Annotated in this window: 12 protein-coding genes; 6 read left to right on the forward strand and 6 right to left on the reverse strand. The window is 70.4% G+C overall.

All coding sequences use genetic code 11. From position 1 onward, the window contains the following. Positions 1-2 precede the first annotated feature (2 nt). The 3 genes from ilvN (at position 3) to serA (ending at position 3,497) form a co-directional block, all read left to right on the forward strand. Entirely contained in the window at positions 3-527 is a 525-nt protein-coding gene (ilvN, locus tag KCH87_RS22555; protein WP_210588023.1) for an acetolactate synthase small subunit, read from the forward strand. Positions 528-645: 118 nt separating this feature from the next. Then, positions 646-1,644 (forward strand): ketol-acid reductoisomerase, encoded by a 999-nt coding sequence (gene ilvC, locus KCH87_RS22560; RefSeq protein WP_210588024.1) that lies wholly within the window; start codon positions 646-648, stop codon positions 1,642-1,644. 263 nt (positions 1,645-1,907) lie between these two features. Next, positions 1,908-3,497, forward strand: a complete 1,590-nt coding sequence (gene serA, locus KCH87_RS22565; RefSeq protein WP_210588025.1) for a phosphoglycerate dehydrogenase — start codon at positions 1,908-1,910, stop codon at positions 3,495-3,497. Positions 3,498-3,560: 63 nt separating this feature from the next. On the opposite strand, the gene KCH87_RS22570 is transcribed toward serA, so the two are convergent. Next, positions 3,561-5,099 carry an MFS transporter gene (locus KCH87_RS22570; protein WP_210588026.1) on the reverse strand — a complete coding sequence of 513 codons (1,539 nt, stop codon included), beginning with the start codon at positions 5,097-5,099 and terminating at the stop codon, positions 3,561-3,563. An 84-nt stretch (positions 5,100-5,183) separates the two neighbouring features. On the opposite strand from KCH87_RS22570, the gene KCH87_RS22575 reads away from it, so the two are divergent. Continuing rightward, positions 5,184-5,768, forward strand: coding sequence for a TetR/AcrR family transcriptional regulator (locus KCH87_RS22575; protein WP_210588027.1), 585 nt, complete (start codon positions 5,184-5,186; stop codon positions 5,766-5,768). Here KCH87_RS22575 and KCH87_RS22580 read toward each other — a convergent pair. From KCH87_RS22580 to KCH87_RS22600, 5 genes are all read right to left on the reverse strand, one after another. After that, positions 5,722-6,429, reverse strand: coding sequence for a dipeptide/oligopeptide/nickel ABC transporter ATP-binding protein (locus tag KCH87_RS22580; protein ID WP_210588028.1), 708 nt, complete (start codon positions 6,427-6,429; stop codon positions 5,722-5,724). The genes KCH87_RS22575 and KCH87_RS22580 overlap by 47 nt on opposite strands. Beyond that, positions 6,416-7,375, reverse strand: coding sequence for an ABC transporter ATP-binding protein (locus KCH87_RS22585; protein ID WP_210588029.1), 960 nt, complete (start codon positions 7,373-7,375; stop codon positions 6,416-6,418). Before KCH87_RS22585 ends, KCH87_RS22580 begins: the two co-directional genes overlap by 14 nt. Continuing rightward, positions 7,344-9,104, reverse strand: coding sequence for an ABC transporter permease subunit (locus tag KCH87_RS22590; RefSeq protein ID WP_210588030.1), 1,761 nt, complete (start codon positions 9,102-9,104; stop codon positions 7,344-7,346). The genes KCH87_RS22585 and KCH87_RS22590 overlap by 32 nt, the downstream gene beginning before the upstream one ends. Continuing rightward, entirely contained in the window at positions 9,101-10,588 is a 1,488-nt protein-coding gene (locus KCH87_RS22595; RefSeq protein WP_210588031.1) for an ABC transporter substrate-binding protein, read from the reverse strand. The genes KCH87_RS22590 and KCH87_RS22595 overlap by 4 nt, the downstream gene beginning before the upstream one ends. A 111-nt stretch (positions 10,589-10,699) precedes the next feature. Continuing rightward, on the reverse strand, positions 10,700-11,896 hold the full coding sequence (locus KCH87_RS22600; RefSeq protein WP_210588032.1) for a CdaR family transcriptional regulator: 1,197 nt from the start codon (positions 11,894-11,896) through the stop codon (positions 10,700-10,702). A 127-nt stretch (positions 11,897-12,023) separates the two neighbouring features. Here KCH87_RS22600 and KCH87_RS22605 point away from each other — a divergent pair, with 127 nt between their 5' ends. After that, positions 12,024-12,950: a proline dehydrogenase family protein gene (locus tag KCH87_RS22605; RefSeq protein ID WP_210588033.1), complete on the forward strand. Its 927-nt coding sequence runs from the start codon at positions 12,024-12,026 to the stop codon at positions 12,948-12,950. A 127-nt stretch (positions 12,951-13,077) separates the two neighbouring features. Continuing rightward, positions 13,078-14,709 carry an L-glutamate gamma-semialdehyde dehydrogenase gene (gene pruA, locus KCH87_RS22610; RefSeq protein WP_210588034.1) on the forward strand — a complete coding sequence of 544 codons (1,632 nt, stop codon included), beginning with the start codon at positions 13,078-13,080 and terminating at the stop codon, positions 14,707-14,709. The last annotated feature ends 61 nt before the right edge of the window (positions 14,710-14,770 follow it).

Consider the following 14,770-nt stretch of genomic DNA (forward strand, 5'->3'; position numbering starts at 1 on the left):
TCATGTCCAAGCACACGCTCTCCGTCCTGGTCGAGAACAAGCCGGGCGTCCTCGCCCGGATCACCGCCCTGTTCTCCCGCCGCGGCTTCAACATCGACTCGCTCGCGGTGGGCGTCACCGAGCACCCCGACATCTCCCGCATCACCATCGTGGTGGGCGTCGAGGACCTGCCGCTCGAGCAGGTGACCAAGCAGCTCAACAAGCTCGTCAACGTGCTGAAGATCGTCGAGCTGGAACCCGGCTCGGCCGTTCAGCGCGAACTCGTTCTGGTGAAGGTGCGCGCCGACAACGAGACCCGCTCCCAGATCGTCGAGATCGTCCAGCTGTTCCGCGCCAAGACCGTCGACGTCTCCCCGGAGGCCGTCACCATCGAGGCCACCGGCAGCAGCGAGAAGCTGTCCGCCATGCTCAAGATGCTGGAGCCGTACGGCATCAAGGAGCTGGTCCAGTCCGGCACGATCGCCATCGGACGCGGTGCGCGGTCGATCACGGACCGGTCGCTGCGAGCCCTCGACCGGTCGGCATGACGACGTGACAGGGCGGCCGGGGACCACCGGCCGCCCGTATGTCGAGACCCGCGAACTTCCCCTCAGCCCGCCGTCATACGGTGGGACGCAACACCTGCACACAAGGAGAGAACCCAAAGTGGCCGAGCTGTTCTACGACGCCGACGCCGACCTGTCCATCATCCAGGGCCGCAAGGTCGCGGTCATCGGTTACGGCAGCCAGGGCCACGCCCACGCGCTGTCGCTCCGTGACTCGGGAGTCGACGTCCGGGTCGGACTGCACGAGGGCTCCAAGTCCAAGGCGAAGGCCGAGGAGCAGGGCCTGCGCGTGGTCACCCCGGCCGAGGCCGCCGCCGAGGCCGACGTCATCATGATCCTCGTCCCGGACCCGATCCAGGCCCAGGTCTACGAGGAGTCCATCAAGGACAACCTCAAGGACGGCGACGCCCTGTTCTTCGGCCACGGCCTGAACATCCGCTTCGACTTCATCAAGCCGCCGGCCAACGTCGACGTCTGCATGGTCGCGCCCAAGGGCCCGGGCCACCTGGTGCGTCGTCAGTACGAGGAGGGCCGCGGTGTTCCGTGCATCGTGGCCGTCGAGCAGGACCCGACGGGCAACGGCCTCAAGCTGGCCCTCTCGTACGCGAAGGGCATCGGTGGCACCCGCGCCGGCGTCATCAAGACGACCTTCACCGAGGAGACCGAGACCGACCTGTTCGGTGAGCAGGCCGTCCTCTGCGGTGGTACGGCCGCGCTGGTCAAGGCCGGTTTCGAGACGCTGACCGAGGCCGGCTACCAGCCGGAGATCGCGTACTTCGAGTGCCTGCACGAGCTGAAGCTGATCGTCGACCTCATGTACGAGGGTGGCCTGGAGAAGATGCGCTGGTCCGTCTCCGAGACCGCCGAGTGGGGCGACTACGTCACCGGTCCGCGGATCATCACGGACGCCACCAAGGCCGAGATGAAGAAGGTCCTCGCCGAGATCCAGGACGGCACCTTCGCCCGTGAGTGGATGGCCGAGTACCACGGCGGTCTGAAGAAGTACAACGAGTACAAGCAGGCCGACGCGGAGTCCCTGCTGGAGACCACCGGCAAGGACCTGCGCAAGCTGATGTCCTGGGTCGACGACGAGGCGTAAGTCTCGCGTTCCTCCGCGACGGTGCCGCCAGTGGGGGCGCCGTCGCGGGGCTCTGCCCCGGACCCCGCTCCTCAATCGCCGGAGGGGCTGAATTCGTCCGGGTGATCCTTCCGCAGAGGCGCAAGACTGTCTCCGCCGCCGCACTACACTGCCGTACTACATACGCGTCAGGCCCACAGCGTCGTGCGTCTTCCACGCGGTAGCCCCCTCCACCGCATGCGGCCGTCGGGACGGCCGTCCGCATTGGACATGTGAGGACTCACGTGAGCTCGAACCCCGTCGTACTCATTGCTGAAGAGCTGTCGCCCGCCACCGTCGACGCGTTGGGGCCGGACTTCGAGATCCGGCACTGCAACGGAGCAGATCGAGCCGAACTGCTTCCGGCCATCGCCGACGTCGATGCGATCCTGGTCCGCTCCGCCACCAAGGTGGACGCCGAAGCGATCGCCGCCGCGAGCAGACTGAAGGTCGTCGCACGAGCCGGCGTCGGCCTGGACAACGTCGACGTCTCCGCCGCCACCAAGGCCGGCGTGATGGTCGTCAACGCCCCCACCTCGAACATCGTGACCGCCGCCGAGCTGGCCTGCGGTCTGATCCTCGCCACCGCCCGTAACATTCCGCAGGCGAACGCCGCGCTGAAGAACGGCGAGTGGAAGCGCAGCAAGTACACCGGCGTCGAGCTGGCCGAGAAGACCCTCGGTGTCGTCGGGCTCGGCCGTATCGGTGCGCTGGTCGCCCAGCGCATGTCCGCCTTCGGTATGAAGGTCGTCGCCTACGACCCCTACGTCCAGCCTGCTCGGGCCGCGCAGATGGGCGTCAAGGTGCTGTCGCTGGACGAGCTGCTCGAGGTCTCCGACTTCATCACCGTGCACCTGCCGAAGACCCCCGAGACCGTCGGTCTGATCGGCGACGAGGCGCTGCGCAAGGTCAAGCCGAGCGTCCGTGTCGTCAACGCCGCGCGGGGCGGGATCGTCGACGAGGAGGCGCTGTACTCCGCTCTCAAGGAGGGCCGGGTCGCCGGCGCCGGTCTCGACGTATACGCGAAGGAGCCCTGCACGGACTCCCCGCTGTTCGAGTTCGACCAGGTCGTCTCCACCCCGCACCTCGGCGCCTCCACCGACGAGGCGCAGGAGAAGGCCGGTATCGCCGTCGCCCGCTCGGTGCGTCTCGCGCTCGCCGGTGAGCTGGTCCCGGACGCGGTGAACGTCCAGGGCGGCGTCATCGCCGAGGACGTCAAGCCGGGTCTGCCGCTCGCCGAGCGCCTCGGCCGTATCTTCACCGCGCTCGCCGGTGAGGTCGCCGTCCGTCTCGACGTCGAGGTGTACGGCGAGATCACCCAGCACGATGTGAAGGTGCTGGAGCTCAGCGCCCTCAAAGGTGTCTTCGAAGACGTCGTCGACGAGACCGTCTCCTACGTCAACGCCCCCCTGTTCGCCCAGGAGCGTGGCGTCGAGGTCCGCCTGACGACATCGAGTGAGTCTCCCGACCACCGCAACGTCGTCACCGTGCGCGGCACGCTCAGCAGCGGTGAGGAGGTCTCCGTCTCCGGCACGCTGGCCGGTCCGAAGCACCTCCAGAAGATCGTCGCGGTCGGCGAGTACGACGTCGATCTCGCGCTCGCCGACCACATGGTGGTGCTGCGCTACGAGGACCGTCCGGGTGTCGTCGGCACCGTCGGCCGTATCTTCGGCGAGGCGGGCATCAACATCGCCGGTATGCAGGTGTCCCGTGCCATCGCCGGTGGCGAGGCGCTGGCCGTCCTGACGGTCGATGACACGGTGTCGCAGACCGTGCTGACCGAGGTGGCCGAGGAGATCGGCGCGACGTCGGCGCGTTCGGTGAACCTGGTCTGAGGCTGCCGGGTCCGGGGGCTGCCGCCCCCGGACCCTCGCTTCGGCCCTGAACGGGACTCGTCCTCAGACGCCGGACGGGCTGAGCTTGCTCGGTTCGTCCGGCGTTTCGCATGCGCGCTCGTGCACCTCGACCCGCCGCAGCGTCACCGCGGCCAGCACCGCCGCCCCCGCCAGCAGTACCGCCCCGGCGATGGCAGCGCCCTGCATCCCGCTGGTGAACGCTTCCCGTGCGACCGTGGCCAGCCCCGGGACCTGGTCGGCGACCGCCAGCGCCCCGCCCAGCGTCTCCTGAGCCACGGCCGGCGCCGAGTCCGGGATCTCATGGCGGTAGACCGCCGTACCGATGGAGCCGAGGACCGCCATCCCCAGTGCGCCGCCGAACTCCGCCCCCGTCTCCATCAGAGAGGACGCGGAACCCGCCCGCTCCACCGGGGCGGTGCCCATCGCGAGGTCCATGATCTGGGACATCACCACGACGCAGCCGACGGCGAGGACCGCGCACGCGACCAGCACCAGCACCAGCGAGTCCGTACCGGCGAGGGCCATCAGCCCGAAGCCCGACGCTGCGATCACAAACCCCGCGGTGACCACGTGGGCGCGGTCAACGCCCTTCTGCACCAGCTGGGTCGCGATCGGTGCCGCCGCCCCGATCGGCACCGACGGCAGGAGCGCCCAAAGGGCCGCCTCCAGCGCGCTCTTGTCGAGCACCGACTGGATGTACTGCGTGGTGAAGTAGGCCGAACCCATCACCCCGAACGCGGAGACGAGGTTCAGGGCGACCGAGGGGGCGAAGCCGCGGCCGCGGAACAGTGCCGGGGAGATCATCGGCGAGACCGTGGTGCGCTGGCGGTGCACGAAGAGGGCCGCGAAGAGCAGGCCGACGGTGATCGAGACGACGTAGCGGACGTTCCAGCCCTCGGACGGGATCTCCTTCAGGCCGTAGACCACGGGGAGCACGGCCGCCATGGACAGCGGGACGCTCAGCCAGTCGAAGCGGCCCGGGGACGGGTTCCTCGACTCGGGAAGCAGCTTCGGGCCGAGGACCAGCAGCAGTGCCATCGCGGGCAGGTTGACCAGGAAGACCGAGCCCCACCAGAAGAAGTCGACCAGTACTCCGCTCATCACCGAGCCGAGTGCGATCCCGGCCGTCATCACGCCGGACCACATGCCGATCGCCTTCGCGCGCTGGGCGGGGTCGGTGAACATCGTGCGGAGCATGGCCATCGTCGACGGCATCAGGGTCGCGCCGCCGATGCCGAGGACCGCGCGTGCCGCGATCAGCATCTCGGCGCTGTTCGCGTACGCCGCGACCAGTGAGGCGGTGCCGAAGGCGGCGGCGCCGAGCAGCAGCAGCCGGCGGTGGCCGATGCGGTCGCCGATCGAGCCCATCGTCATCAGCAGGCCGGCCAGCGCGAACGCGTAGATGTCGAAGATCCACAGCTGTTGAGTGCCGCTCGGCTCCAGGTCCGCGCTGATCGCCGGGATCGCGAAGTAGAGGACTGAGACGTCCATGGAGACCAGCAGCAGCGGAAGCATCAGCACGCCGAGAGCGGTCCATTCGCGGCGGCCTGCGCGGGAGTTGGTCATCGGGTCCGTTGTCATGCCGGTGAATGTACACGCGTCTTAAACGCTTGTCTATGACGCTTGTATAGGACGAGCGTATGGATGCGGAGTAGTCTGAGCGTCATGGGACACCGTGAGGATCTGCTCGAGGGCGCCAAGCGCTGCCTGCTGGCGAAGGGGTTCGTGCGCACGACGGCGCGCGACATCGTCAAGGAGTCCGGGGCCAACCTGGCCTCGATCGGCTACCACTACGGCTCGAAGGACGCGTTGCTGGCGGAGGCCTACCTCGCTCTGGTCGGCGAGCTCTCCGACGCCTTCGACGGCGACGGGGCCGCCGAGAGCGCGACCGTGCCCGGCTCCGTCGAGCGCTTCCAGGAGGTTTGGTCGAACATCATCGGCACCATGCGGGGGCCCGGTTCGATGTGGCGGCTCAGCGTGGAGATCGTGGCCATGGGGGATCAACTGCCCGCGGTGCGCGACCATCTGGCGTCGCAGCAGCGGGACGCCGAGCGCGCTCTCGTGGCGCTCTTCATGGGGGTGCCGGAGGACGAGATCCCCGACAAGACCCTGGACACTCTCGGAAGGTTCTACACGACGCTGATGACGGGCCTCATCGCGCAGTGGACCTTCGACCCCGAGGGCGCGGCCGACGCCGACGCGCTCACCGAGGGACTGCGTCAGGTGATGGAGGCCGCCACTCGGAAGTGATGCTCCCGTCCCGCATCTCCACGACCCGGTCCGCGAAGTGCCGTACGACTGCTCGATCGTGACAGATGAACAGGTAGCCGAGTCCCAGGTCGTCCTGGAGGTCGGCAAGCAGGTTCAGCACACCGGCTCGGACGGACGGGTCCAGGGCCGACACCGGCTCGTCCAGGATCAGCAGACGCGGGTCCGAGGCCAACGCGCGGGCGATTCCGGCGCGTTGGCACTGGCCGCCGGAGAGTTCGTGCGGGTGGCGGTCGCCGTACGACGCGTCGAGGCCGACCCGGTCGAGGAGTTCGGCCACCCGGGCGGGGCCGGTGGCGGCGGTCCAGCGGCCGTGGATCTTCAGGGGCTCGGCGATCGCGTCGCGGATGCGGTGGCGGGGGCTCAGGGAGCCGTAGGGGTCCTGGAAGACCGGCTGCATCCGGGGGCGGAGGGGGCGGAGTTCGCGGTCCGTCATGCTCGTCAACTCCCGTCCCTCGAAGTGCACTTCACCGCTGTTCGGACGACGCAGCTGGAGCACGGCCAGGGCGGTGGACGACTTGCCGCAGCCGGAAGGGCCGTTCAGGGCGAGGGTCTCGCCGCCTCCCAGTGAGAAGGAGACATGGTCCACTGCCACGACCGTGCCGTAGCGGACGACCAGGTCACGGACATCAAGAAGTGGCACGCTGCGTCTCCTGGAACGGGTGAGGGACGTCGGCCCAGCGGTGGCAGGCGATCAGCCGCCCCTCCACCTGCTGGGGTTCCGGTTCCGTCTCGTGACACGCGTCCGCCGCGAGCGGGCAGCGCGGGGCGAAGGCGCAGCCGGGCGGGAGTGCGCCCGGCGCGGGCGGGGTGCCCGGGAGGGTGGGGAGGTGGCGACCGGCGGGCACATTGCCGGGGAGCGATGCCAGCAGGCCTGCCGTGTACGGGGCCCGAGGGCGTGCCAACACCTCGTCCGCCGGGCCGAGTTCGGTGACGCGTCCGGCATACATCACCAGCACACGGTCCGCGTGATCCCGTACGACGTCCATGTCGTGCGTGACCAGCACCAGCGCGGCCCCGACGGCCTCGCGCCGCTCGCCGAGCAGCCGCAGCACCAGGTCACGGTGCTCCTCGTCGAGGGCGGTGGTCGGCTCGTCGGCGACGACGACGTCCGGTTCGTTGACCGTGGCCATCGCGATCACCGCGCGCTGACGCATGCCGCCGGAGTACTCGTGCGGAAACGCCCGCGCCTTGCGTGCCGCATCCGGAATCCCCACCCGGTCGAGCGCGGCCACCGCCCGCGCCCTGGCCTCCTTGCGGGAGACGCCGGCCACCGACCGTACCGCGGCGGCGAGTTGGTCGCCCACCGGGTGCACGGGGGAGAGGGCGGAGAGGGCGTCCTGCGGGACGAGCGCGATACGGCGGCCGCGCTGGGCCGACAGGTCCGGCCGGATCGTGCCGCTCGCCGTCGCTCCCGAAGGCAGCATCCCCAGCAGCGCGCGAGCAGTGAGCGACTTGCCCGCTCCCGACTCGCCCACCACGGCGAACACCTCGCGCGGGCGCACGTCGAAGGACACGCCGCGCACGGCCTCCACCCCGTCGAAGGCGATCCGCAGATCACGCACCGACAACAGCACGTCCGACTTCACCGGGCGCCTCCTTCCTGGCACGGGTCACACGGGTCACGCGCTTTCCCTGCGCGTACGACGCTCCCGACACCGCAAGCCCCGCCAGCAGGGCCAGCGCCACGGCGGGCGCGAGGGCGGCCCACGGCGCGCGTTCCACATAGGCGCGCGACTCGTCGAGCAGCAGACCCCACTCGGGTGCCGGCGGCTGCGCCCCCAGGCCCAGGAAGCCCAGCGAGGCCAGGGCGAGGGCCATGCCGGGCAGCCGCAGCAGGGCGTGCCGGGCGACCGGCGCGGCCACGGACGGCAGCACATGCCGGGTCAGGATCCACGACGGCGGTGCGCCGATGGCCCGTTGGGCGGTGAGGAACGCCGACGCGCGTACCTCCTGCATCAGCGCCGCCGCATGGGCGGCCAACGGCGGCCAGGAGATCAGCGCGACCGCGAAGGCCGCACCGCCGGTGCCGGGCCCGGCGGTGGCCGCGACCAGGATGCCGACGATCACCGGCGGCAGCGCGTTCGCGATGTCCGACGCACCCGCCGCGACGCCGGGGAGGAAGCCGAGGGCCAGCGCGAGCACCAGGCTGACCAGGCATACGGCGGCCGCGGTGCCGACCGTCGGAGCGGCGCCGTGCCCGAGCCGGGCGAGCACGTCACGGCCGAGTCCGTCGGTACCGAGCGGGTACGTCCACGAGGGCGCGGCCAGTCGGGCGGCCGTGTTCACGGCGTACGGATCTCGCAACAGGCCCCAGCCGATGGCCACGGCAAGGACGGTGAACAGCGTCAACGGGATCGCCGGGTGGGTACGGACCGGCCGGACCGGCGGCAGCGAGAGTCCGGCGTCACGCAGAGCGGGCCCCAGCAGCCGGCGCCTCAGCAGCGCGGCCACGGCTCCCGTCACCAGACCCAGCGCCAACAGGGCGAGCACCGCCCCCTGGAGCAGCGGCAGGTCCTGCGACTTGGCCGCCCCCAGCGCCGTACGCCCGATGCCCGGCACCGCGAACACCGTCTCCACCGCCACCGCACCCCCGGTCAGACCGACGGCCGCCATCCCGAACTGCGGTACCAGCGGTGGCAGTACGCGCCGCAGAGCGGCCGCCGCGATACGCGCCCTGCCCACCCCGGCGCCCCGCCACATCTCCACCCACCGCTCGTCCAGCACGGCGGGCAGCGCGTCCGCGACCAGCCGGCCCAGGATGCCACCCGCCGGGACGCCGAGCGCGAGCGCGGGCAGGACCATGTACTCGGGCCCCTGCCAGCCCGACGTCGGCAGCCACCCCAGCCACACCCCGCACACCAGCAACGCGACCGTGGCCAGCAGGAATTCGGGCACGGCGGCCAGCATCGCGGCCCCCGCCCCGGCCGACCTGCGCCCCCGTACCAGCACGGGCGCGACCAGCACGCAGGCCAGCACCACCGCGAAGCCGAAGGCCGCGCCCATCAGCCCCAGCGACACCTGGAGCCCGGCGGCGACCGACGGCAGCACGTCGGTCCCCGACACCCACGACGTCCCGAGGTCCCCGCGCAGCAGGCCGGACGCCCACTTCCCCAACAGGGTCAACGGCCCCGCGTCCAGCCCGAGATCCCGTCGTACGGCGTCCAGGGCTTCCTTCGTCGGCTCCTGCTCGGCGGACCGGGCCCGCAGGACCGTCAGTGCGGGGTCCTTGCCGGAGAGCCAGGGCAGCAGGCCCACGGCGGCCAGGACCGCGACGAGACACAGGGCCCGGGTCGACCCGGCGGCGGTCGGCCTCACTTGATGTACGTGTCCGCCGTGACCAGCTCACGCTCGCGCGGGTCGTGCGCGGCGCCGACGACACCGGCGGCGTCGCCCTGGATGACCCGCTCGTGCAGCATCGGGACCGCCGCGTCGGTGCCCAGGACGGCGGCCTCGGCCTCGATGACGGCCTTGCGGCGCGCGTCGCCGACCGCGGTCTCGCCTGCCGTCTTCAGTGATGTGTCGACCGAGTCGTTGGCGAGCTGGGAGATGTTGAAGGAGCCGTCGGAGGCGAAGTCGCTGTAGAGGTAGGCGGTCGGGTCGCCCGAGTCGAGGATGGTGGCCCGGGACAGGATGAAGGCGTCGAACTCGCCCGCCAGTGCGTCGGATTCGATGTTGGCGTACTCGCGGACGTCCAGCTTCACCTTGAAGCCGGCCTTCTGGAGCTGCTGTTGCAGGGTGGCGGCGACCTCGGGCAGTTCGGCGCGGTCGGTGAACGTGCCGATGGTGATGGTCTGGCCGTTCGCCTTCTTCGCGGCCGTCCGCTGCACGTCGGTGCGCAGGTCGGCGGCCCACGGCAGCGCGGGCCCGAGCAGTCCCTCGGCGACGTCGGCGCGACCCTCGTACACGCCCTTCACGATCGACTCGGCGTCGATGGCCTCGCGGGCGGCGGCCCTGAGCGCCGCGTCCTTGAAGGGGCCGTCGGAGGTGTTGAGGTACAGCGTGTTCGTGCGCGGCATCGGCACCTCGGTGATCAGCTCCTCGTCGAGCAGCGCGGCCTGCGACACCGGCACGGCCTCGACGATGTCGGCCTCACCGCTGCGCAGGGCGGCGGCACGGGCAGTGCCGTCCGGCACGAACTTCACGTCGATTCCGGGGGCCTTGGCCTTCCCGCCCCAGTAGTCGTCGTAGCGGTCGAGGGCGGCGGAGGAGGTGCCGTTGACCTTCGCCAACTCGAAGGGGCCGGTGCCCGCGCCGACCGGGTCGACCGTCTTCCCCTGGTACGCCTTCGCGGCGAGGATCGACAGCTGCGGCGAGCTGAGCCGCTGCGGGACGAGGGGGTCCACGTCGGCGGTGGTGACGGTGACGGTCTCCCCGTGCGCCTTCGCGGTCAGTTCGACGCCGTCGAGGATGCGGGGCTTGGGAGAGGCCGTGGCCGCTTCCGTGAGGGAGTTGACGACAGCTTCGGCGGTGAGCTCCGTACCGTCGTGGAAGGTGACGTCGTCGCGGAGCGTGAACGTCCAAGTCCTCCCGGACTGCTTCCACTTGGTGGCCAGCGCGGGCTCGGCGTTGCCCTCCGCGTCCAGCTTCACCAGGGTCTCGGCGGTGGACCAGCGGGACAGTTTGAACGCGTCGTCGGAGAGCGGGGAGAGGCCCGAGCGGGGCGGCTGCATATGCGCGACGCGGATGCGCTTGCCCTCGCCGGAGGTGCCGGACGAATCGGCCGACGCAAAGCAGCCCGTCAGCAGGGCGGAGGCCGCGGCGACCGCGGTGAGGGGCAGGAAATGAGCGGGCAGGCGCACGGAACACTCCGTAAAGACAAGGTCAAAGGTTGAGCGTTCGACGACCGTAGCATGATGATAATCGTTTTCATAAGCAGGGCTTCGATCACACCGAGCGCCCTGCGCGACCGGTCAGAGCCGCGCGCCCTTGAGCGCCATGTGCAGCAGCAGCCGGTCCTCGCCGTCGTCCAGGTCCAGGCCCGTCAGCTTCTCGACGCGGGACAGGCGGTAGTAGAGCGTCTGCCGGTGGATGCCCAACTCGGCGGCCGTGCGGGCGGCCTGGCCCGCGCAGTCGAGGTACGTCTCGGCGGTGCGGGCGAGTTCACGGTGGGCGGGGGAGAGGAGCGGGGCGACCGCCGGGTCGTGGGCGACCTCCGGGGGCAGCGAGGTCAGCAGACGGTACGGGCCGATGTGCGCCCACTCGGCGACCGGGCCGAGCCGGGGCTCCGCGAGGGCGGCGCGGGCGGCGGACGAGGCTTCCTGCCACGCCGCGGCAAGATCGGTGAGGCCGGTGCGCGGCGTGCCCACACCGGCGGCCCGGGCGCCCTCCCCGAGCAGGCGCTGCGCGGCCGTGACTGCCGGTGTCCGCACCTCCGGCGACCGCAGCCGGACGAGGATCGCGAGGCTCTGGCCGGCTGTTCTCCACGGCACGGAGCACAGGGCCGTCGCATGCGGCACCGTACGGGCCGAAGGTGTGTCGTCAGGGTCGGTGGACGGCCACGGCGCGACGCACACCACGGAGTGCGGGCCGTCGCCGCGCGGGCCGAGGGCCGTGTGCAGCGCCGCCACCGCCATGTCTCCCTGCCAGCCGCGCTCGGCGGTCAGCACGGCCCGCAGCTCCCGGCTGAGGTCCGCCCCGTGCTGTGCCTCGTCGGCGAGCAGTGCGCCGATGCGGACGGTGACCTCCATGGCCGCGGCCAGTTGCGGGTCGGTGGGGCCCGGGGCGTAGTCCAGGAGCCAGACGTATCCAAGGACGACACCCCGATGGCGTACGGGGAGACAGATCCGTCCGCGATACACCCCCGCCTCCGGGGTGGGCGGAATCCGCACGGGGCCTGTCGCCCGTGTGATGCCGAAGCCCTCGAACCAGGTGCGGACCGCTGTCGTGGAGCGGCGCGTCAGGATCGAGCGGGTGCGGACGGGGTCCAGCGCCGACGGGTCGAGGTCGCCCTCACTGTCGTACGCACCGAAGGCGATCAGCTCGAAGTCCCGGTTCTCCAGGGTCGCGGGGGCGCCGAGGAGCTCGGAGATCTCGTCGACCAGTTCCTGGTAGTCACCCGCTCGGTGGGAAGATGCAGCATCGGCCGTCACCCGGGCATTCTCCCTCATTTCCGCGTCCCTTCATACATCTGTCTGAGATCTGCGGCACGGATGCGTGACAGCTGTCGATGGCCGACGATCGGAGGGATCCTTAGGTTTCACGGTGGTTCTATCTGCTGGTTTGTGGAGGTGCCCCGTGCTGGGTCCCGTGATTCTTGCCGCGTCGCGCAGCGACCGGATGCGACGCCTGATCTCGGCGGCCCCGGTGACCAGGCAGGTCGTCGACCGCTTCATCCCCGGCGAGACGGTGGACGAGATCGTCCCGATCATCCAGGACCTCACCTCCAAGGGCCTGGAACTGACCATGGACGTCGTCGGCGAGGACATCACCACCCCCCAGCAGGCCGAGGCCGCCCGCGACGCCTATCTGGCGCTGATCGACCGGCTCGAGGAACTGGAACTGGGCACGCGGGCCGAGATGTCCGTCAAGCTCTCCATGTTCGGCCAGGCGCTGGACGACGGTCATGACCTGGCCCTGAAGAACGTCCGCCCGGTCGTCGAGGCCGCCGCCGCCATCGGCACGACCGTCACCCTGGACGCCGAGGACCACACCACCCTCGACTCGATGTTCGCCATCCACGACGAGCTGCGGAAGGACTTCCCGCAGACCGGCTGCGTCATCCAGGCCTACCTCTTCCGCACCGAGGCCGACGCCCGCCGCCTCGCTGCGGGCGGCAGCCGCGTACGGCTGGTGAAGGGCGCGTACAAGGAGCCCGCGGAAGTCGCCTACCAGCAGAAACACGAGATCGACAAGGCGTACGTCAGGATTCTGAGGACTCTGATGGAGGGCACCGGGTACCCGATGATCGGGTCCCACGACCCGCGCCTGATCTCCGTCGCCCAGGAACTGGCCCGGCGCGCCGGACGCAAGCCCGACGAGTACGAGTTCCAGATGCTGTACGGCATCCGCAGCGACGAACACCTCCGGCTCGCCGCCGAGGGCCACCGCATGCGCGTCTACACCGCCTACGGCACCGACTGGTACGGCTACTTCATGCGCAGGCTCGCCGAGAAGCCGGCCAACCTGCGCTTTTTCGCCCGCAGCATGCTCACCCGAGGTTGATCAATGACGCACGCACTGAGTCTTTTCTGCCGGGGGTCCGGGGGTTGTCCCCCGGGAAAGCACAGTTTCGGCCGCTCGATCCTCACCAAGGGCTGACCCACCCGCTCAGTAAGGAGTTACGGAACTCATGGACGCTGTGACCCAGGTCCCCACCCCCGTCAATGAGCCGGTGCACGGCTACGCCCCCGGCTCGCCCGAGCGCGTCCGGCTGGAGGCCAGGCTCAAGGAGCTGGCCGAGAACCCGGTCGACCTGCCGATGACCATCGGCGGCGAGAAGCGGCTGGGCGGCGGCGAGGCCTTCCAGGTCGTGCAGCCGCACAACCACAAGGCCGTGCTCGGTACCTACCGCAACGCGACGCAGGCGGACGCCCAGGACGCGATCGACGCGGCCCTCGCCGCCGCGCCGGCCTGGCGTGCGATGTCCTTCGACGACCGTGCCGCGATCATCCTGCGCGCGGCCGAGCTGCTGTCCGGCCCGTGGCGCGAGACGCTGGCCGCCTCCACCATGCTCGGCCAGTCCAAGACCGCCCAGCAGGCCGAGATCGACTGTCCCTGCGAGCTGATCGACTTCTGGCGCTTCAATGTCGCCTACGCGCGCCAGATCCTGGCCGAGCAGCCGGTCGCCAACTCCACGGGCGTCTGGAACCGTCTGGACCACCGCCCGCTGGAGGGCTTCGTCTACGCGATCACGCCGTTCAACTTCAGCGCGATCGCGGGCAACCTGCCCACCGCGCCCGCGCTCATGGGCAACGTCGTCGTCTGGAAGCCGTCCCCGACGCAGACCCACGCCGCCGTGCTGCTGATGCAGCTGCTGGAGGAGGCCGGTCTGCCCAAGGGTGTCATCAACCTCGTCACCGGTGACGGCATCGAGGTCTCCAAGGTCGCCCTTGAGCACCGCGACCTCGCGGGCATCCACTTCACCGGCTCGACCAAGACCTTCCAGTACCTGTGGAAGACGGTCGGCGCCAACATCGAGAAGTACCGCTCCTACCCGCGCCTCGTCGGCGAGACCGGCGGCAAGGACTTCGTCGTCGCCCACCCGAGCGCCGACCCCGCGATCCTCAAGACCGCCCTCACCCGCGGTGCCTTCGAGTACCAGGGCCAGAAGTGCTCCGCGACCTCCCGGGCGTACATCCCGGCGTCGATCTGGAACTCCGGCTTCAAGGAGGAGTTCGCGGCCGAGGTCGACCACATCACCATGGGCGATGTCACCGACCTCTCCAACTTCATCGGCGCGGTGATCGACGAGCGGGCCTTCGCCAAGAACAAGGCCGCGATCGACCGGGCGAAGCAGGACCCGGCCTGCACGATCGTCGCGGGCGGCTCCTACGACGACTCGGTCGGCTACTTCGTGCGCCCGACGGTCGTCGAGTGCACGGACCCGGCCAACGAGGTCTTCACCACCGAGTACTTCGGCCCGTTCCTCGCCGTGCACGTCTACGAGGACGACCGGTACGAGGAGATGCTGACCCAGATGGAGTCGGTGTCCGACTACGCGCTCACCGGCTCGGTCGTCTCGGGCGACCGCGCGGCGGCGGCGTACACGATGGACAAGCTCCGCTACGCGGCCGGCAACTTCTACATCAACGACAAGTCGACCGGCGCCGTCGTCGGCCAGCAGCCCTTCGGCGGCGGCCGCGCCTCCGGCACCAACGACAAGGCGGGCGCCCCGCAGAACCTGATGCGCTGGACCCTGACCCGCGCCATCAAGGAGACGCTGGTTCCGCCGACCGACTACCCGTACCCGCACATGGGCTGACCGCCTTGCCGAACTCCGCCCCCGTTCCGGATCCCCCCTCCGGAGCGGGGGCGGTTTCCAC

This window comes from Streptomyces sp. GESEQ-35, from assembly GCF_017948485.1.
GTDB lineage: Bacteria > Actinomycetota > Actinomycetes > Streptomycetales > Streptomycetaceae > Streptomyces.

Excerpts from the sequence above, each read along its gene's own strand:
- KCH87_RS22600 (WP_210588032.1), bottom strand. The coding sequence starts at position 11,896 with ATGAGGGAGAATGCCCGGGTGACGGCCGATGCTGCATCTTCCCACCGA.
- pruA (WP_210588034.1), top strand. The coding sequence starts at position 13,078 with ATGGACGCTGTGACCCAGGTCCCCACCCCCGTCAATGAGCCGGTGCAC.
- KCH87_RS22570 (WP_210588026.1), bottom strand. The coding sequence starts at position 5,099 with ATGACAACGGACCCGATGACCAACTCCCGCGCAGGCCGCCGCGAATGG.
- KCH87_RS22575 (WP_210588027.1), top strand. The coding sequence starts at position 5,184 with ATGGGACACCGTGAGGATCTGCTCGAGGGCGCCAAGCGCTGCCTGCTG.
- ilvN (WP_210588023.1), top strand. The coding sequence starts at position 3 with ATGTCCAAGCACACGCTCTCCGTCCTGGTCGAGAACAAGCCGGGCGTC.